The sequence below is a fragment of the Candidatus Nitrospira bockiana genome, assembly GCF_965152565.1.
In genome coordinates this window covers 2,123,847-2,142,288 of sequence record NZ_OZ224215.1, presented here as the reverse complement: position 1 = coordinate 2,142,288, position 18,442 = coordinate 2,123,847, and the positions used below count along the sequence as shown (strand labels likewise).

Genomic DNA, 18,442 nt, shown 5'->3' with positions numbered 1-18,442 from the left:
CCCCGAAGGTCCGCCCCGGTGGGGGCTTCTGCTGCAGCCTTATTTGGCAGCCCTCTTTGAGCCGCGGCGGAACCGTCATGAGGAACTGAACAATCGCAGGACCTTGCCGATCCAGCCGGTCCGCCGGGCGAGTTGCTCTGTCACCGGCGCGACGACCGGTTCCGACGGCTCGTCCGGGTCGGAATACTCGATCCAGGCCTCCCGGCTGCCCAGATAGGCTCCCGCGCGAAAATTGAGCCGGCTCCGTAACTGCCGATAGCCGCGCTCGCGCAGCATCCGGATCAACTCCTCCAGTGCCTCGGCCGTGCTCCCGCACGGCCTCGTCTCGACGAGCGTCTTCTCATAGCGCAGCACGGCGCGAACCCGGTCGCCGACCTGCTCCACGTTCATCTGCCGGTTGAATCCCCGCTCACGCTCGTCGAGCCCGGCCACCTGGTGTTGTTCAATGATATCGGCCATCGCTTTGAGTCGTCAGCGATCGGCTTTCGGCTGACGGCTGAAGAGCACTGCGCCCGCTGCTCAAACAGATCGAAACACGGCGAGCAGATCGCTCAAGGCGATCATCTTGTTCTGGAGGACCGCGCGCGCGGCCTTGACGTCCTCAGCCATGACCCCCTGCCCGCCGGCTTTCAAGCAAGCGGCGCCGAGCGCGATCACGCGGTCGCACTCCTGCTCAACCTTCGCATGGACGACGCGATTCACGGCGAGGATCTCCCGCAGCTTCTGAACCGTCTCCGCCAGGTGCGCTTGCAGTTGCGCCTCCGGATAGGTCTGCCGCGCCGCCTCATTGACGCACCGGTCGAGATAGTTGGAGAGAAACACATACAATCGCAGCAGCGTTTCCGTCACCTCGATATGATTTGAGTCCACCGATGGTGTCGCCACGAGACGCTCCTTTCGTTCGCACGTTAGCCGCCGGAGACGACCTGCCTGACCGCCGCGATGACGCGAGGACGGTCCGGGATGGCGGCGTCCTCCAGCGGGCGGCTGTAGGGAATCGGTACGTCTTCTCCCGTCACGCGAACGATCGGCGCGTCCAGAACATCGAAGGCCTGCCGGTAGACGCTCTCTGCGATCTGCGCCCCGAGGCCGGCAAATGGCCAGCCTTCTTCCACGATCACCAGGCGGCCGGTCTTCTCCACCGAAGCCACGATCGTCGCGACATCGAGCGGCTTGAGCGTGCGCGGGTCGATGACTTCGACCTCGATTCCGTCGTTGGCCAGGTCCCGGGCGGCCTCGAGTGCGACGAGAAGCATCTTCGAATAGGCGACGACCGTACAATCCGTTCCGGGCCGTTTGATGTCGGCTCGACCGATCGGGATCGTATAGTCCTCCTCGGCCACCTCTCCCTTGGTCGCATAGAGCAACTGTGCTTCGATGAAGATGATTGGATTGGGATCACGGACGGCGCTCTTCAGCAGTCCTTTGGCGTCGTGCGGGGTGGCCGGCGCGATCACTTTCAGCCCCGGCACGTGCGCAAACCACGCTTCCAGGCTCTGCGAGTGCTGGGCAGCCAATTGATGCGCGGCGCTGCCCGGCCCGCGAATCAGGATCGGGACGGAGAGTTGCCCGCCCGACATGTAGCGGATCTTCGCCGCGTTGTTGACGATTTGATCCATCGCGAGGATGCCGAAGTTGAACGTCATCAATTCGACGATCGGGTGCAACCCCGCTATGGCCGCCCCGATGGCCAAGCCCGTGAACCCGGCCTCCGTGATCGGCGTATCGAGCACGCGCGTGGGGCCGAACTCTTCCACGAAGCCCTTGCTGACCTTGAAGGCGCCCTGATAGTAGCCGACCTCCTCTCCGATCAGGAAGATCTTCGGGTCGCGGCGCATCTCCTCGCGCATCGCCTGGTTGAGTGCGTCCCGATAGGTGATGACCACGTCGGCTAGCCCGTGTAGACGTCGGTGTACAGTTCGTCACGAGAAGGAAAGGGGCTCTCGTCCGCAAACTTCACCGCCTCGGCCACGATCTGCTCGATCTCCCGCTCCCATTGCTTGAACTCCTGGTCCTTGGCCACCCCCTTGTTGAGCATCACCTGCCGGAGAAACATCAGAGGATCGCGCTTGCGCTCCTCTTCCACCTCTTCCTTGGTGCGATAGTGGCCGTGCGCGGGATCGGCCATCGAATGGCCCATGAACCGATAGGTGACGGCCTCGAGAAAGAATGGTCCTTGTCCGCCGCGGATCCGCTCGATCGCCTGCCGCGCGGCGTCCCGCACGGCGAGGACGTCCATCCCGTCCACCCGCTCGGCCGGCATGCCATGGGCCCGAGCCTTCTCGGCGATATCGGCGTACAGGGAGACGGCGCGCTGCACCGGAGTCCCCATGCCGTAACGGTTGTTCTCGCAGATGAAGAGGACGGGCAGCTTCCAGAGAGCGGCCAGGTTGAAGGCTTCATGGGCCTGCCCGCTCGGCAGAGCCCCCTCTCCGAAGAAGCACAAGACGACCTGGTCACGCCGCTCGTATTGCGCGGCGAACGCCAGGCCGGTCGCGAGGGGCAAATGCCCGCCGACGATCGCATACCCTCCCATGAACTTCCGCTCGACGTCGACCAGATGCATGGAGCCGCCCTTGCCTTTGCAGAGGCCGGTGACCTTGCCGAACAGCTCGGCCATCACCTTCCGGGGATCCGAGCCGCGAGCCAGACAATGCCCGTGGTCGCGGTACGCCGTGATGACGTAGTCGTCGGGGCGCGTCGCCGCGATGGCCCCGACCGCTACCGCTTCTTCACCGATGTACAGATGGAGAAAGCCGGCAATCTTGGCGAGCGCATACATCTCCGCCGATTTCTCTTCGAACCGGCGGATCAGCAGCATGTCACGATAGAGCGAGCGGAGGTCGTTCCCGGCCATCAAGGCCATTATGCCGGACGAATAGGAGAGAAGGAAGAGGGGTCGACTGACCGGAGCTACTTCACCGGGCCCGTGCTCCACGAGAGCGGCCGGGCGCGACGGTGCGTACGAGGATCATCTCCTACAGCAGCACTTTGATGTCGTTTCCGTCGACCTGGACTTGATAGCTCTTGACGCACGCGGAGGGATTGTTCACGGAGACGCCGGTCTTCACGTTGAACTGCCAGGCATGCCAGGGACACGTCACCACGTCGCCTTCGAGCTCGCCTTCACCGAGCGGTCCGCCTCGGTGCACGCACGTGTTGTCGATCGCGTAAAACGTCCCATCCACGTTGAACAGGGCGATCGCCTGCCCATCCACCTCCGCAACCATTCCCATCCCGGGCTTCAGATCCCCGGTTCCCGCCACTCGCTTGAATTCCGGCATCATCCTCCTCCTGACTAAGGACACTTCTCCTGACAAGGACACTCCTCGCCGATCAACGGCCTTTGATCTTCTTGAGCAGGCTCTCGATCGGGCGTGAGGCCGTCTCCGCCTTGGCTCCGAGTGCGGCCATCAACTTCTCGGCGATGTCCATGAACGCTTTTGCCTGCGGTGAATCCGGATCGGCGACCACGATGGGATTGCCGGTGTCGCCGCCCAGGCGGATGGCGGGGTCGATCGGCACACGACCCAAGAAGGGGATCTTGAGCTTGTCGGCGGCCCGCTCGCCTCCCCCGTGCGAGAAAATCTCCGCCCTGGTCCCGCAATGACCGCAGACGTAGTAGCTCATATTTTCGATGATCCCCAGCAGGGGCACATTGACCTTTTGGAACATCATCATCCCCTTGCGCACGTCGTGAAGCGCGACCTCTTGGGGCGTCGTGACGGTGATGGCGCCGGAGAGAGGCACGAGCTGGGAGATCGTCAGTTGCGCATCGCCGGTGCCGGGCGGCAAATCGACGAGCAGAAATTCGAGCTCGCCCCACAGGACGTCACGGAAGAATTGCTGAATCGCAGTGTGGACCATGGGCCCACGCCAGACGACGGCCGTTTCCTCTGGCACGAAGAAGCCCATCGAGATCAGTTTCACCCCGTGGCTCTCGGCTGGCTTGATCTTTCCGTCCACCTGCTCCGGTGGCTGCGTGACGCCCATCATCATGGGGATGTTCGGGCCATACACATCGGCATCCAGCAGCCCGACCCTTGCTCCCAGTCGAGCCAAGGCGACCGCCACGTTGACGGCGACCGTCGACTTACCGACGCCGCCCTTCCCGCTGCTCACCGCCAGGACATGCTTGACCCCCGGGATCATCGTGTCCTTCGTTTGGCTTTGCCCCTGACTTGTCATGCCGGGACCGGTCTCTGCCATGACCTCATCCTCCTTCAACTCGCCAGGTCGCGTTGGTGTGCTGAATGTGATCGAGCGGAAGCAATTCAGCTGGAGGAGAGCGAGCAGACTCCCCCGAAAGGTGCTTGGGTTGATGATACGCCAAGCCTTTCGAGGGAGACAAGTACGATCCGCGTGCTCGACGGGGATGTGGAGGGCGTTAGGCCTGATGCCGTTGAAGGTTGTAGGCCAGTCGGAGCTTCGCCAGCGTGAAAATGAGCCATTTGGAGGGGTCGAAGTGGTACCACTCGGGGCCGTTGCGGTAATCGCGCAGATACATGTGGTGATAGTTGTGATAGCCCTCGCCGAACGTGATCAACGAGATCCACCAGCTATCGCGGCTGCTGTCGCCGGTCCCGTGCGGTTGAGAGCCCCAGAGGTGGCAGATCGAATTGATGCAGAACGTCGAGTTGAGCACAAAGAACGTCCGGCCGACCCCGGCGAGCAGAAAGCAGCTCAGCCCGCCCATCCAGCCGCCGTGGATGAGGCCGACGACGAACGGCAACGCCAGACCGGAGAGGACGATCGGGACATAGTAGCGGTGCTGCCACATGATCAGGGGATCTTTGCGCAAACGGATCTCGTACTTCTCTTCTCGATGCGCGGTCTTGACGAACAACCAGCCGCAATGGCTGTACCAGAAGCCTCTCTTGGCGTTGTACGGATCCTCGGGCTGGTCGCACCGCGCGTGGTGACGGATATGGTCGGCACACCATCGAAGCGCGGAGTTTTCAAGCGCCCAACCGCCCGCGACGAGCAGACACGCCTTCACCCACGCCCGGCACTCGAAGCTGCGATGCGCGATCAACCGGTGATACCCGACCGTGATGCCAAGCCCGGTCACGACATAGAGCACGGCGAACATCACCCAATCCACCGTTTCGAACCCGTGGAAGTAGCCGAAGAGGGGCAGGCCAACCAGCGTCGCCAAGGTGATCGTAAAAAAGAGTACAATGGTGAGGTAATCGGGTTTCACGCTCGTTGTGGTCACTCTTTCCTCCGTCTCAGGGCTCTTCGAGGCGCCGGGAACCCAAAAAGCGGCAACATGGTAGGCGATCTAGAGGGTACCTTGTCAAGCAGAATCTGACACAGTGTAGCCCAAGAGGGGACCTTTGTCGAACGACCTGAATCAGCTCGACATCCAGACGCTCGAGTCGGACATCATGCGCATCGGGCGGGACCTCGCCGAACGCTCGGCCGGGCTGTCACCGACCCTGTTCGAACGCCGGTGGTGGTCCAAGACGCTGCTGGATTGGGCGATGAAGGACGAGGCCTTCAAGGTGCGCCTCTTCCGTTTCATCGACGTCCTGCCCTCCCTTCGGGACGACGCCCAGGTTGCCCGCCTCGTCGAGGAATACTTCGGCGACCTTCGATCGCTCGGGGCTCCGTTGCAGTGGGGCATGCGGGCGATGTCGGCGACCAAGCTCGGGGCGCGGCTCAGCGCCAAATCGCTGCGCCAACGCATCCTCCAGATGGCGACCATCTTCATCGCCGGCGCCACCGTCGAGCGGGCCGAAGGGGTCTTGAGCAGCCTCTGGAAGGAGGGCCGAGCCTTCTCGATCGATCTGCTCGGCGAGGCTTGCGTGTCGGAGGTCGAAGCGGACCAGTATCGTGACCGTTGCCTCCACGCCCTCGAAACCCTGGCGAAGACGGCTCCGACCTGGCCCTCGAATCCCCTGCTTGAGCAGGACCACCTTGGCACCGTGCCGCGGATCAATCTCTCGGTGAAGTTGTCCGCCCTGTATTCGCAGCTCGACGCCATCGATCCCGAGGGCTCCTATCACGCCACGGCGACGCGCCTCCGCCCCTTGCTGGATCTCGCGCAACGCATTCCGGCCTCCGTCACCTTCGACATGGAGCAGGCCGAGCTCAAGGATCTGATCCTCGAGATTTTCATGCGGCTGCTCTCGGAAGAGGCCTACCGAACCTACCCGTATGCCGGCATTGCGCTCCAGGCGTATTTGAAAGACAGCGCGGCCGACCTCGAGCGGTTGCTGGCCTGGACGCACGAGCGCGGCGTGCCGATCAGCATTCGCCTCGTCAAAGGGGCCTATTGGGACTCGGAGACAATCCGTTACCAGCAGCGGGGCTGGCCGGTCCCCGTGTTCGAATCGAAGGCCGAAACCGATGCCAACTACGAGCGTCTGACGCGCCGGCTGTTCGATCACGTCCACGAGATCAGGCCGGCGATCGGCACCCACAATCTGAGGAGCCTCGCCTACGCCGAGGCGACCGCGAAACACTTGGGGGTTCCGTCCGGGGCGTACGAATACCAAATGATCTTTGGGATGGCGGAGCCGCTCCAGATGGCGGTCGCGGCATCCGGGCGGCGTCTCCGACTGTATACACCCGTCGGTGAGTTGATCCCGGGCATGGCGTATCTCGTGCGCCGTCTCCTCGAGAACACCTCGAACGAGTCGTTCCTGCGCAAGGAGTACTCCGAGAACGAGCCGCTCAACCGCCTGTTGAGCCCACCCCACGAAGCGCCCAAGCCGCGCTTGCCGGCGACGCCGCCGCGCGAGGACCGCTTTCGCAATGAGCCGCACACCGATTTTTCGAAATCATCGGCCCGTCGCGCCATGCAGGACGCGCTTGCCCACGTCCGTCGTCAATTCGGCCGTCGTCACGTGCCACCGACCGGCAGCGTCCCCGCATCGGGCGAGGAGCTGACGATCGTCAATCCCGGTCGCCCCAGCGAGATCATCGGCGTCGTCGCCACCTGCTCCCCCAAGGATACCGAGGACGCGGTGCAACGAGCCCGCGAGGCATGGCGAGCCTGGCGGGAACAGCCCCCGGGGGAGCGAGCGGCGATTCTCCAGCGCACGGCGGAGATCGCCCGTCGCCAGCGATTCGAGCTCGCTGCCTGGGAAGTCTTCGAAACGGGCAAACCATGGCGTGAAGCCGACGCCGACGTGGCCGAAGCCATAGACTTTTTGGAGTTCTATGCCCGTGAGATGCGCCGTCTCGGCGAGCCTCGCCGGCTGGGACATGAGCCAGGCGAGCTCAATGAGCTGTTGTACGAACCGCGCGGCGTCGCGGCGGTGATCGCGCCGTGGAACTTTCCCTTGGCCATTCCAATGGGGATGGTGTCGGCCTCCCTGGTGACCGGCAATGCGGTGGTGTTCAAGCCCTCGGAACGGGCCATCCTGGTCGGTCTCCTACTCAGCCGCCTGTTCAAGGAGGCGGGCCTCCCCTCCGGCGTGCTTCAAGTTCTGCCGGGCGGCCCGGCCGTCGGGCGGCTTCTGACCGGTCATGCCGAGGTCGATCTGGTCGCATTTACCGGTTCAAAAGACGTCGGACTCGGGATTTTGCGTGAGAGCGTCCGAGCCGCCGAAGGACAACGGAACATCAAGCGCGTCATCGCCGAAATGGGGGGCAAGAACGCGATCATCATCGACGATACGGCCGACCTCGATGAGGCCGTCGTAGGGGTGATCAAGTCGTTTACCGGCTATCAGGGGCAAAAATGCTCGGCGTGCTCGCGCGCGATCGTCCACGACTCGGTCTATGAGCTGTTCCTCAAGCGGCTCGCCGAAGCAGTGATGAGCCTCAAGATCGGCCCGCCGGAAGATCCCGGGACCGTGATCGGGCCGATGATCGACGCGCGCGCGCGCGCCAAAGTCCGTGAGTACATCGAGATCGGGAAACAGGAGGGACGGGTGATTGTTGCCCGCGACGTAAGCGGCCCGGGGTATTTTGTCGGTCCGGCGGTGTTCAGCGAGATCCGCGCCCACCATCGGCTGGCGCAGGAGGAGATTTTCGGGCCGGTCCTGGCGGTCATGCGCGCCCGCGACTTCGATGACGCCCTCGCGTTGGCGAACGAGTCCTGCTACGCCCTCACCGGCGGCGTCTACTCGCGCAGCCCGGCCAACATCGCGCGTGCGCGGCGGAGCTTCGACGTCGGCAATCTCTACATCAATCGGCCGATCACCGGCGCCCTCGTCGCACGCCAACCGTTCGGCGGTCACCGCTTGTCCGGGATCGGTGCAAAGGCGGGCGGCGAGGACTACCTCGGGCAGTTCATGATCACGCGCGTGGTGAGTGAAAACACGCTGCGGCGGGGGTTTGCACCATCTGAGTTTTGAGCGCGACCGCGTAGAACAGGTGGGGCGCAATCGCCGCGCGCATCCGTCTCTTACTGCTCCCGGCTCGCCTGCGGGCTCATGCTCATGGACTCCAGTTCTTCGGTGATCTCCGTGACCATGCCCCGATCACTCTTGAGCGGCGGCAATTCCTGGCGCTCGACGTATTTGACCAGCCCGACGCCCTTCGCAAACCAGGCCGTCATCGTGTCCGAGCCGATCGCCGACCGCTGGGTCCCCGACAGCGTGATCCGCATCGTCATCCGCGCTTCGATCCGAATGGCGTCGGGATAGGTGCCTGCCGGGACGGTCACGGCTTCCTTGCCCAGCACGGTGACGACCGCATGCATGTCGGCTTGTTCGTTCACCTCGTCGCCGTCGAGATCGTTCCCGAAATCCAAGCCCTTTCGATCGAACTGCTGGAAGGAAGACGGGATGTCGATGGGAAAGCGGACGATCTGGTAAGGAATCAACTGCTTCTCGATGGCGGTCCCGGGCTCGGACCCATAATAGACGATACCAGCCGGATCGCGGCGATAATAGCTGTCGGATGGGCCGTGGTTGCCCGGGTTCGTGTCGTGGAAGACCTTGACCGCAACCCCCTTGACCTTGTCGGTCCCTTTGACCGTCGAGATATTGATGAACCCCTTGGTCGCAATCGTCTGTAACGGGCCCTCCACCACCTCGCCCCGGTAGCGCCATCGCAGCCCGATGGCATCAGGGAAGTAGTCCTCGGCATTGGCGACTCGCTCGACGCCCCCCGTATCCGAGGAAAACGACGGCGGCCCCTGAGCGATGAGGACGGCAAAAACGGCCCCGGCCCAGAGGGCGGGACCGAGTCTCCCGGCTGTCCGATCAACCCTCATACTCCCTCCCGTTCCACCCTGGCACCGTAACACAACGTCTTTTGGCCCAGCAAGAGCGACCGTTGCCTTTGCCGCCGCCGATCCCCGATAATACGCGCCCAATTCGACCCATGCCGCGACGGGCGCCATCGTGACAGCTCCAGCCATGGAAGACCGAACGGTGCTGGTCACCGGTGCCTCAGGCGGCCTCGGGCGGGCCATCGCCGCCGAATTCGGCGGTCGCGGCTGGCGCGTCGGCGTGCACTACCGAGACCATCCCCATGAAGCGCAGCGAACGGCCGATCTCGTTCGATCCTCGGGCGGACACGCGACCCTCTATCGGGCCGATGTGCGGGATGCGGCGGAAGTGGGCGAGATGGTCGCGCGGTGCCTCAGGGACTGGTCTCGTCTCGACGTGCTGATCTCCTGCGTAGGACGAGGATCGAGCCGCCTCCTCCTTCGTCTCTCGTTCGAAGAATGGGCCTCCGTGGTCGACACGAACCTCACGGGCGTCTTCCATACACTGAAAGCCTGCGGCCGCTGCATGCTGGAGGCCGGGGGTGGTTCGATCGTGCTCGTCGGTTCCTATGCGGCGTCCCGAGGCGGAACGGGACAGGCCGCGTATGCGGCGTCGAAGGCCGGGCTCCTCGGATTGATGAAATCGGCCGCCAGCGAATGGGGAGAACGGAACGTCCGGGTGAACATGATCTTCCCCGGATGGCATTCCACGCGCTTGAGCGAAGGAGCCGTTCCGGCCGATGGGGAGTTGACCGACCACGTCCTCCATCGAACGCCGGCACGCGCTGAAGTTGCGCGCACCGCCTACCACCTCGCGACCTGCCGTGACGTGTCGGGGCAGGTCTGGAACCTCGACAGCCGGATCATCTGAGCGACGACATGCGTCCATCTCGACCGAAAGGCTGGTTCATCGCCGGTACGGACACCGCTGTCGGAAAGACGCTCGTCACGGCGGCCTTGGCTGTCGCGCTCCGCACGCACGGCCTTCGTGTCGTGGCGATGAAGCCGATCGAGACCGGGTACCTGCCCGACGGCACGGATGAAAGCGATGCCGAACGGCTGCGGCGGGCCTCCACGGTGTCTTGCGCCCCGGACCTCCGTGCCCCCTATCGATTTCCACTCCCGCTCGCGCCGCTGGCCGCGGCCCGAGCGGCGGGCGGCCACATCGACCTGGAGGTGGTTCTGGAGCACATCGCGCTCGCCGGTTCCCGCTGCGACGTGGTGCTCGTCGAAGGCGTGGGCGGGGTCCTCGTCCCTCTCGCGGAGAAGGCGACCGTCCGAGATTTGATCGTTCGGCTGTCGTTCCCCGTCGTGGTGGTCGGCCGATGCGAGCTCGGGGGCGTCAATCACGCGCTGATGACGGTTGAAACGTTGGAGCGGGGGGAAGCGGCGACCGCGGGGCTCTTCCTGAACAGTGCTCGGCGTCCGGGGACGGACCCCTACACCGAGATCCAGCGGGACTCGACGGTCCGCCTGATCCAAGAACACTGCACCGTGCCCGTCTTCGGCCCCCTTCCCCACCTGCCCCTCGTCGATGAGAACTGGACGGAAGGAGTGGCCGTGACGGCGACCCAGCCGGCTATTCGAGCCCTGGCCCACGCCCTGCTCGAAGCCGTTGGATAAACGCCCGCACCTGCCAGCCGGGATCCGGCGCCTGCCACACCGCTGAGACGACGGCCAGACCATCGGCGCCGGCATCGATGATGAGTGGAACTCGATCGAGCGTGACGCCGCCGATCGCGACCAGCGGCAATGAGGTCAACGATCGCACTCGCCGCAGCCCCTCGATCCCCACGACCGGCTCGTGATCGGGCTTGGTCGCCGTTGGGAAGATCGGTCCGAACGCGATGTAATCCGCTCCCCCGGCAGCCGCTTCACGGACTTGGTGGTCGTCGTGCGTGGAAAGGCCGATGAGCGTGCCGGGCGGCATGATGGTTCTTGCATGCGCCAACGGGAGATCCCCCTGCCCGAGATGCACCCCGTCGGCCTCGACGGCGAGCGCGACGTCACACCGGTCGTTGATGATCAAGAGGCAGCCGGCATCGGATGCCGCGCGCCGAAGCGCCTCAGCCCGGCGATAGAGTTCCCTTCCCGACGCCTGTTTGTCGCGATATTGGAACACCTGCGCGCCGCCTTCGGCCGCCCGCTCCAGCGACTCCACGAGCGAGCGCCCCTGCAGGGCGCCGGCGTCGAGGATCACGTACAGCCCGTGCAAGGCGTTTGGTGGGAGGCCGGACACGGCAGGAGACTATTTGTCTGCAGGAGGATGGTTCGCAAGGAACCGGTCGAGGAACGTCGTCGACACGCGGCCCTTCGTAAATTCGGCGTCGGTGAAGATCCGCCGGTGCAGGGGGAGGGTGGTCTTGATGCCTTCGATCACGAACTCGTCGAGCGCGCGTCTCATCCGCGCCATGGCTTCTTCGCGATTTTGCCCATGCGTGATCAGCTTGGCGATCATCGAATCGTAGTACGGGACCACCGTGCTGTTCGACTCCATCGCCGAATCGACCCGGACGCCGATCCCGCCCGGCGGCCGGTAGCGCGTGATGAGCCCGGGACACGGCGTGAACCGTTCGGGGTCTTCCGCGTTGATGCGGCACTCGAAGCTGTGGCCGGTCAGCCGGATGTCCTGCTGCCGGAACGGCAGCGGCAACCCGGCCGCGATTCGGATCTGCTCCTTGATGAGATCGATTCCCGTAACCATCTCGGTGACCGGGTGTTCGACTTGGATCCGGGCGTTGACTTCCATGAAATAGAAGTTCTGATCTTTGTCCAGCAGAAACTCGACGGTGCCCGCGTTTCGATACTGTACGGCTTTGATCGCTTCGACGGCGACACGCCCCATTTCCCGCCGCAGCCGCTCGTCCACCGCAGGGGACGGGGTCTCCTCCACCAACTTTTGGTACCGTCGCTGGATCGAACAGTCGCGTTCGCCGAGATAGACCGCTCGTCCGCGCTCATCGGCCAAGACTTGGACTTCGATATGCCGCGGCTCGATGAAATATCGCTCCAAGTAGACCGCTTCGTTGCCGAACGTCGACTTGGCTTCCGTCTGGGCGGCCTGAAAGGCTCGCACGAGCTCGTCTTCCTTGTTGACGACGCGCATCCCACGCCCGCCGCCGCCGGCCGTCGCTTTGATGATGACGGGAAACCCGATCTTACGGGCCGCCTCCAGCGCCTCTGCTTCGCTCCGGAGCTCGCCCGGGCTTCCCGGTAGCACCGGGATGTTTCGCCGCATCATGATCTCCCGGGCGCGGGCCTTGTCGCCCAACGCGGCGATGTTCTCCGACGTCGGTCCGATGAACTTCAACCCGATCGATTCACACACTTCGGCGAAGTGCGCGTTCTCGGAGAGGAACCCGTATCCCGGATGAATCGCTTCAGCGCCGGTGATTTCGGCGGCGCTCAGCACGTTGGGGATGTTGCGATAGCTCAGCCCGTCCTCGGCCGGTCCCACACAGACGTGCTCATCGGCGAGTCGGACATGAAGGGACTGGGCGTCTACGTCTGAATGAATGGCGACGGTCTGAATCCCGAGCTCCTTGCAGGCTCGGATGACGCGCACGGCGATCTCGCCGCGATTGGCGATGAGGACCTTCTTAAACACCGCCGTCACCTAAGGATGCGGGAGTCATGCGGTCTGCGAGGGATCGATCAAAAACAGCGGCTGCCCATATTCCACGGGTTTGGTGCTCTCGGCCAGAACCTTCACGACGCGGCCGTCGACTTCGGACTCGATTTCGTTCATCAGCTTCATCGCCTCGACGATGCACAGCACCTGCCCCTTCTTGACGACATCGCCTTCTTCGACGTACGGGTCGGCATCCGGAGAAGGTGACCGGTAAAAGGTCCCGACGATCGGAGAGGTGATGGTGACGAGGCCGGCCGCGTGCTCGGGAGCGGCGAACGCCTGGCTCTCCGGCTGCGCCTGGGCGCTTTGCGAAGCAGGCTCGGGGCGTACCAACGGAGCCGAGCTCGGACCGAGCTCCCGCTTCAGGCGAATGCGGAACCCTTCACGCTCGAATTCCAGCTCCGCCAGATTGTGTTGCTTGAGAAGATCGATAAAGGCCTGGATGGCTTGGCCGGACCCGCCGACCTGATCGGAGGCGGCGGGGACGCCGCCGGTGCGCCGCTTCGCGGATTTCACCGCTCGACCGCGGCCCGTCCTCCCGGCGCCTCCCCTGGCCTTGCTCACCGGACCCGCTCCACGTATTGACGGCTTCGCGTGTCGATCTTGATGACTTCGCCGACCTCCAGGTAAAGCGGAACCTTGATGACCGCCCCGGTTTCGACCACGGCCGGCTTGGTGCCGCCCGACGCCGTATCTCCACGAACGCCGGGCTCGGCATCCACGACCTTCAGCTCGATGAAGATCGGCAATTCGACGGCCAGCGGTTGGTGCTCGTAGATGAGAATCTTCGCGACGGTATTTTCCTTCAAGAGATCGGCATTTTCACCGAGCCGCTTCTTATCGTACGTGAACTGCTCGAACGTCTCGGTATCCATGAACGTGTACGCGTCGCCGGTCGCATAGAGGAACTGCATCTCGCGTTCCTCCAGGTTGGGCTCCTCAAATTTTTCCCCGGACCGAAACGTCTTGTCCTGCACGCTTCCGGTCTTGTAGCTCTTCAATTTGGTCCGGACGAACGCGCCGCCCTTGCCGGGCTTCACGTGCTGAAACTCCACGATATAGAACGGCTCACCGTCGAGCAGCAGCCGTGCTCCGTTTCGAAACTCTGCGGTCGAAATCACAACGGTCCTCCCTCTGCGGAAGCTTCGTCAAGTCCTTACGTCGTACCGCCGGCCGCCTGGAGATGGTTCACGGCCGCCCGAAGCCCGAGCAGGTAGCTGGCCGACCCCAAGCCCGAGATCTGACCGAGTGCCACGGGAGCGATGTAGGAGCGATGTCGAAACGCCTCGCGCTTGTAGATGTTGCTGAGATGCACTTCGATGGTGGGAAGCTGCACGGCGGCGATCGCATCGCGAATCGCCACGCTCGTGTGCGTATACCCGGCGGGATTGATGACGATCGCATCGAAGCGGTCGCGGGCCTCCTGAATCCAGGTCACCAGTTCACCTTCGAGGTTCGATTGCCGGATCTCCACGCGGACCTTGAGCTCTCGGGCGAGCGCCTCGATCGCCGCATCGATCGCCTTCAAGGAGGTCGCTCCGTAAATCGCCTGCTCTCTCGATCCCAAGAGATTCAGATTGGGGCCATGTAGGACGAGGATGCTAACCATGCACAGGAGATACGTGAGACACGTGCGGTTCGTAAAATGGCGATCATTCTAGCAGGGCCGGCGTGAGAGGGTCAAACCAATCCGCAGGCAAAGCTGAAGCCGATCACCGCGGCGCAGCGGGAGGCACGGAGGGTAGCCCCAACAGCGCGACCGCGTCGAGGATGCGGTCGGCGAGCGACCGTTTGGAGACGACCGGCACCTCGGTCACCCGTCCCTCCCGATCGATCAGCACCGCTCCCGACGTCTCGGAACCGAACCCCGAGCCGGGCTCGGCCACATTGTTGCCGACGATGAGATCGAGGTGTTTCCGTCGGAGTTTCTCGGCGGCGTGCTCGCGCACCGACTCGGTCTCTGCGGCGAATCCGACGATGCGCTGCGTGGTCCGCTGTTGCGCCAGCGTGCTGAGGATGTCCTCCGTCGGCTCCAACTCCAGGCGCTGCCATGCTCCGTCGCCCTTTTTGATTTTCGCCGTCGCCGGATGCTTGACGCGGAAATCGGCCACCGCCGCCGCCATGATGACGACCGTGGACCAGGGCAGTCGCGATAGCAACGCCTTCGACATCTCCTCGGCGGTCTGCACCCACACGACCTCGACCCCGGCGGGCGGCGGGACACTGGTCGGGCCGCTGACGACGACGACGTCTGCACCCCGATCGCGGGCCGCTTCGACGACGGCATATCCCATCTTGCCCGAGGACCGATTGGAAATGTAACGCACCGCGTCGATCGCTTCCTGGGTGGGGCCCGCCGATACGAGCACACGCTGGCCCCGCCAATCCCGTCGCGGCAGCAACGCGGCGTCCAGCGCATCGAGAATCTGCGAATCTGCCGTCAAACGGCCCTTGCCGACTCGGCCCGACGCCAACGCGCCTTCGTCGGGTTCCAGCACGACGACGCCTCGGCGTCGCAGGGTCTCCACGTTCAGGCGGACCGCCGGATGCTCCCACATTCCTCCATCCATCGCAGGCGCAAGAATGACCGGACAGCCCGCCGTCAGCAGCATAGTGCTCAACAAGTCGTCGGCGAGGCCGCCGGCGTATTTGGCCAGTTGGTTGGCGGTGGCGGGCGCGACGACGAGTGCATCCGCCTGTTCCGGAAGGGTCAGATGCAGCATCTCCTCGTGCGTCGCGAACAGGTTCGAAGCGACGGGGCGGCGGGAGAGGACTTCGAAGGTCAGCGGGGTGACGAACCGGGTGGCCGCTTCGGTCATGACGACCGAGACATCGGCGCCTTCCTGTACGAGCGTCCGCAGCAAGCCGACGGCCTTATAGACCGCGATGCTGCCGCTGACGCCCAAAAGAATCCGCCGACCGGAAAACCGCAAGGGCGACGCTGACATTACTCCTCGGGCTCGGCTTCCGCCTCTCCTTCGGGCTCGGGCTCCTGCGCCTTGGGCGAGTCGTCGACGTAGACGCTCAACTCTTTCTTGATCTCACGCGCGTCTTCGCCCAGCGTCGCCGGGCTCGGCGCCAAGGCCATGCGCTCCAACTCGCTTTCCCGGACGCGCTTGGCCTCCTTCATCGCCTGGCGCGCCTCTTTGCCGACGAGGAACTCCACCCGGCCTTGCAGAACCTCTTCGATCGCCGTCGTCGTCTCCTTCGTGAATCGCGAGGGCACGATAGGCCTCGCGCCTTGCATGAGCTGCTTCGCGCGCTGCGAAGCCGCGATCACCAGCCGGTGACGGGAATCAAACGGGCGTTGCGTGTTCTCCGGCAACAACGAAAGCATGTCGATCATAGGGTTCCTCTCGGTTCACGGCGATGGACTGTCGGTGACCTTGCTGTGGTGCTCCTTGTCTCGGATGAAATTCTCCTCCAACCAGTGGAGGTCCAAACGCTTGGTCTTGATGCGCTCGGCCAGAACGATGGCTTCCAATTCCTTGATGGCTTGCTTCATGTCGTCGTTCTTGACGATATAGTAATACTCTCGGTAGCTCCACAGCTCTTCGCGCGCCTTCTGCAGCCGGCGGTTGATCTCCTCCTGCGAGTCCCCACCCCGCTGCTGCAGCCGCATCCGGAGCGCCTCGATCGACGGCGGCATGATATAGATGTACACGGCGTCGTCGAACTTCTTCTTGATCTGGATCGCCCCTTGCGAGTCGATCTCCAGCAGCACATCGATCCCTTTGTCCATCATCTCGATCAGCGCGGCCCGTGGCGTACCGTACAGATGCCCGTATACCGGCGCCCACTCGGCAAACTCGTTCCGGTCGACCATCTCTTGAAACTGGTGCTCCTCGACGAAAAAATACTCCCGGCCATGCACCTCACCGGGACGCGGCTTGCGGGTGGTGTAGGAGACGGAGTGGCGGAGACCGGGCACGATCGACACCAGCTCCTTGCAGAGCGTCGTCTTTCCCGCTCCGGACGGCGCCGACACGACGAATAGGAGGCCGCGACGTTCCATAGGCTTTGTGAAGCCGCTCACCACTTCCGGATCAGCCCGGAGTTGCTGGCGGCCCGAGCGCATCGCTCATTCGATGTTCTGGACCTGCTCTCGGACCTTCTCCAACTCGCTCTTGAGCTTGACCACATGACCCGCTATGTCAGCATCGCTCGCCTTCGACCCGATCGTATTCACCTCCCGGCCGATCTCTTGCAAAAGAAAATCCAGGGTGCGACCGACCGGCTCATCGCTCTTCATCGCTGCCTCGAATTGCGAGAGGTGTGACCCCAGGCGGGTCAACTCTTCCGTGACATCGCATCGATCGGCATACAACGCGAGCTCCTGGTTCAGCCGGACGCTGTCGAGCTCAGCGGATCCCACCAGCTTCTCGACGCGCGCTTTCATGCGATCGAAATGCTCCTGCGCCACGAAGGGCGCCCGGCGGCTGACCGCATCGACTTCACGATGAATCGTTTGCACGCGAGCCGCGATATCCCGCGCCAGCACCGCCCCTTCCCGGCGGCGCATCTCCTCAAGAGCCGAGAGCGCATCCACGGTCGCCCGCCGCATCGCCTGCGCCAACGACGCGTCATCGATCGGACGATCACTGACCGTCACGATGTCCCGGAAGCCCGCCAGCAGGGAGACATCGATGGCGCCACTCAGGCGCAACCGCTTCTTCAAATCGCGAAGCAGGCTATGGTACTGCCTTGCCAGGACATGGTCAAGACTCAGACTCTTGCCGGCCTCTCGCCCTCCCGTAAGGGACACGTTCAGCTCGACGCGCCCACGGGCGCACCGCTGCTGGATCGTTCGCTTCAGCTCCTCTTCCAACGCCGACATAGCGCGCGGCACGCGGATCACGATTTCACAGAACCGGTGATTCACGGACCGGAGCTCTGCGGTCACCTGACCGCCGGCCCAGGCCACGTCCGCTCTCCCGTACCCGGTCATGCTGGTGATCATCGCCGTCGCTTTCCTTCCCATCGGCACTCTTCGTAGATCGGACATCGCTCGCATTTCGGGTTCCTCGCCAGACACGTGTAACGGCCATGGAGCAGCAGGCGGTGGGAACCGGACGTCCACTGATCAGGGGGAAGCAGGCGCTGGAGATCCTGCTCGATCACGTCGGGATCGTCGCTCATCGTCAACGCCAGCCGTTGTGCCACGCGTTTGACATGGGTATCCACGACGACGGCCGGCTCGCCGAAACAGGCGCCCAGCAGGACATTAGCGGTCTTGCGTCCCACGCCTGGCAGCGTGGTCAACTCATCCATCGTCCTGGGCACGGCGTCCCCGAACCGCTCATGCAGCGCCTGCCCGAGGGCGATCAAGCTCCTGGCCTTGCTCCGATAGAACCCAGTCGGCCGGATCATCGCCTCGAGCTCAGCCGGATCGGCCCGAGCATAATCGAGAGGGCGTGGATAGCGGCTGAACAGCCGGGGCGTCACTTGATTCACGCGTTCGTCGGTACATTGTGCGGAAAGGATCGTGGCGACCAAGAGCTGTAACGGAGACTCGTGCGTCAACTCGACCCGGGGATGTGGGATGGCGGTCTCGAGTTTCGCCAGGATCCGGGCGACGCGTTGCTTTACGCCGGAGGCGACCCGCAGGCCGCCCCGGCCTTTTGCCTTCACTGCCATGG

The 18,442-nt window shown here is 63.8% G+C and carries 21 protein-coding genes; 3 read left to right on the top strand and 18 right to left on the bottom strand.

The window, feature by feature from the left end; translation table 11 throughout:
• Positions 1–75: 75 nt before the first annotated feature.
• The 7 genes from ACWHYV_RS10465 to ACWHYV_RS10435 form a co-directional block, all read right to left on the bottom strand.
• Positions 76–459: a hypothetical protein gene (locus tag ACWHYV_RS10465; RefSeq protein ID WP_447980582.1), complete on the bottom strand. Its 384-nt coding sequence runs from the start codon at positions 457–459 to the stop codon at positions 76–78.
• A 60-nt stretch (positions 460–519) separates the two neighbouring features.
• The gene (locus ACWHYV_RS10460) at positions 520–885 is read right to left on the bottom strand and encodes a hypothetical protein (protein ID WP_447980581.1); all 366 of its coding nucleotides are present in this window, start codon (positions 883–885) and stop codon (positions 520–522) included.
• 23 nt (positions 886–908) lie between these two features.
• Entirely contained in the window at positions 909–1,850 is a 942-nt protein-coding gene (locus ACWHYV_RS10455) for a pyruvate dehydrogenase complex E1 component subunit beta (RefSeq protein WP_447980713.1), read from the bottom strand.
• Positions 1,851–1,891: 41 nt separating this feature from the next.
• The gene (pdhA, locus tag ACWHYV_RS10450; protein ID WP_447980580.1) at positions 1,892–2,857 is read right to left on the bottom strand and encodes a pyruvate dehydrogenase (acetyl-transferring) E1 component subunit alpha; all 966 of its coding nucleotides are present in this window, start codon (positions 2,855–2,857) and stop codon (positions 1,892–1,894) included.
• A 121-nt stretch (positions 2,858–2,978) separates the two neighbouring features.
• Positions 2,979–3,287: a Rieske (2Fe-2S) protein gene (locus tag ACWHYV_RS10445; protein WP_447980579.1), complete on the bottom strand. Its 309-nt coding sequence runs from the start codon at positions 3,285–3,287 to the stop codon at positions 2,979–2,981.
• Positions 3,288–3,336: 49 nt separating this feature from the next.
• Positions 3,337–4,209 (bottom strand): Mrp/NBP35 family ATP-binding protein, encoded by an 873-nt coding sequence (locus ACWHYV_RS10440; RefSeq protein WP_447980578.1) that lies wholly within the window; start codon positions 4,207–4,209, stop codon positions 3,337–3,339.
• A 178-nt stretch (positions 4,210–4,387) separates the two neighbouring features.
• Positions 4,388–5,218 carry an acyl-CoA desaturase gene (locus tag ACWHYV_RS10435; protein WP_447980577.1) on the bottom strand — a complete coding sequence of 277 codons (831 nt, stop codon included), beginning with the start codon at positions 5,216–5,218 and terminating at the stop codon, positions 4,388–4,390.
• A gap of 121 nt (positions 5,219–5,339) precedes the next feature.
• Here ACWHYV_RS10435 and ACWHYV_RS10430 point away from each other — a divergent pair, with 121 nt between their 5' ends.
• A complete protein-coding gene (locus ACWHYV_RS10430; protein WP_447980576.1) occupies positions 5,340–8,312 on the top strand; it encodes a proline dehydrogenase family protein in 2,973 nt (990 codons plus the stop codon).
• Between the two features lie 50 nt (positions 8,313–8,362).
• Here the strand turns inward: ACWHYV_RS10430 and ACWHYV_RS10425 are convergent, their stop codons facing one another.
• On the bottom strand, positions 8,363–9,175 hold the full coding sequence (locus ACWHYV_RS10425; protein ID WP_447980575.1) for a TapB family protein: 813 nt from the start codon (positions 9,173–9,175) through the stop codon (positions 8,363–8,365).
• A gap of 145 nt (positions 9,176–9,320) precedes the next feature.
• Between ACWHYV_RS10425 and ACWHYV_RS10420 the strand changes: the two genes are divergently transcribed.
• Both ACWHYV_RS10420 and bioD read left to right on the top strand, forming a co-directional pair.
• Positions 9,321–10,043 carry an SDR family NAD(P)-dependent oxidoreductase gene (locus ACWHYV_RS10420; RefSeq protein ID WP_447980574.1) on the top strand — a complete coding sequence of 241 codons (723 nt, stop codon included), beginning with the start codon at positions 9,321–9,323 and terminating at the stop codon, positions 10,041–10,043.
• An 8-nt stretch (positions 10,044–10,051) separates the two neighbouring features.
• Positions 10,052–10,795, top strand: coding sequence for a dethiobiotin synthase (gene bioD / locus ACWHYV_RS10415; RefSeq protein WP_447980573.1), 744 nt, complete (start codon positions 10,052–10,054; stop codon positions 10,793–10,795).
• On the opposite strand, the gene thiE is transcribed toward bioD, so the two are convergent.
• The 10 genes from thiE to nth form a co-directional block, all read right to left on the bottom strand.
• Positions 10,752–11,411: a thiamine phosphate synthase gene (thiE, locus tag ACWHYV_RS10410; RefSeq protein ID WP_447980572.1), complete on the bottom strand. Its 660-nt coding sequence runs from the start codon at positions 11,409–11,411 to the stop codon at positions 10,752–10,754. The two genes, bioD and thiE, sit on opposite strands and share 44 nt — an antisense overlap.
• Before the next feature lie 9 nt (positions 11,412–11,420).
• Positions 11,421–12,779 (bottom strand): acetyl-CoA carboxylase biotin carboxylase subunit, encoded by a 1,359-nt coding sequence (gene accC, locus ACWHYV_RS10405; protein WP_447980571.1) that lies wholly within the window; start codon positions 12,777–12,779, stop codon positions 11,421–11,423.
• A gap of 24 nt (positions 12,780–12,803) precedes the next feature.
• Positions 12,804–13,367, bottom strand: coding sequence for an acetyl-CoA carboxylase biotin carboxyl carrier protein (accB, locus tag ACWHYV_RS10400; RefSeq protein ID WP_447980570.1), 564 nt, complete (start codon positions 13,365–13,367; stop codon positions 12,804–12,806).
• Positions 13,364–13,924 carry an elongation factor P gene (efp, locus tag ACWHYV_RS10395; RefSeq protein ID WP_447980569.1) on the bottom strand — a complete coding sequence of 187 codons (561 nt, stop codon included), beginning with the start codon at positions 13,922–13,924 and terminating at the stop codon, positions 13,364–13,366. The genes accB and efp overlap by 4 nt, the downstream gene beginning before the upstream one ends.
• Positions 13,925–13,959: 35 nt before the next feature.
• On the bottom strand, positions 13,960–14,412 hold the full coding sequence (aroQ, locus tag ACWHYV_RS10390) for a type II 3-dehydroquinate dehydratase (RefSeq protein ID WP_447980568.1): 453 nt from the start codon (positions 14,410–14,412) through the stop codon (positions 13,960–13,962).
• Between the two features lie 103 nt (positions 14,413–14,515).
• A complete protein-coding gene (gene coaBC, locus ACWHYV_RS10385; protein WP_447980567.1) occupies positions 14,516–15,751 on the bottom strand; it encodes a bifunctional phosphopantothenoylcysteine decarboxylase/phosphopantothenate--cysteine ligase CoaBC in 1,236 nt (411 codons plus the stop codon).
• Positions 15,751–16,149, bottom strand: coding sequence for a DNA-directed RNA polymerase subunit omega (gene rpoZ / locus ACWHYV_RS10380; RefSeq protein WP_447980566.1), 399 nt, complete (start codon positions 16,147–16,149; stop codon positions 15,751–15,753). Before rpoZ ends, coaBC begins: the two co-directional genes overlap by 1 nt.
• 15 nt (positions 16,150–16,164) lie before the next feature.
• Positions 16,165–16,818: a guanylate kinase gene (gmk, locus tag ACWHYV_RS10375; RefSeq protein WP_447980565.1), complete on the bottom strand. Its 654-nt coding sequence runs from the start codon at positions 16,816–16,818 to the stop codon at positions 16,165–16,167.
• A 66-nt stretch (positions 16,819–16,884) separates the two neighbouring features.
• Positions 16,885–17,784, bottom strand: a complete 900-nt coding sequence (locus ACWHYV_RS10370; protein ID WP_447980564.1) for a YicC/YloC family endoribonuclease — start codon at positions 17,782–17,784, stop codon at positions 16,885–16,887.
• Positions 17,760–18,440 carry an endonuclease III gene (gene nth, locus ACWHYV_RS10365; protein ID WP_447980563.1) on the bottom strand — a complete coding sequence of 227 codons (681 nt, stop codon included), beginning with the start codon at positions 18,438–18,440 and terminating at the stop codon, positions 17,760–17,762. The genes ACWHYV_RS10370 and nth overlap by 25 nt, the downstream gene beginning before the upstream one ends.
• Positions 18,441–18,442: the final 2 nt, after the last annotated feature.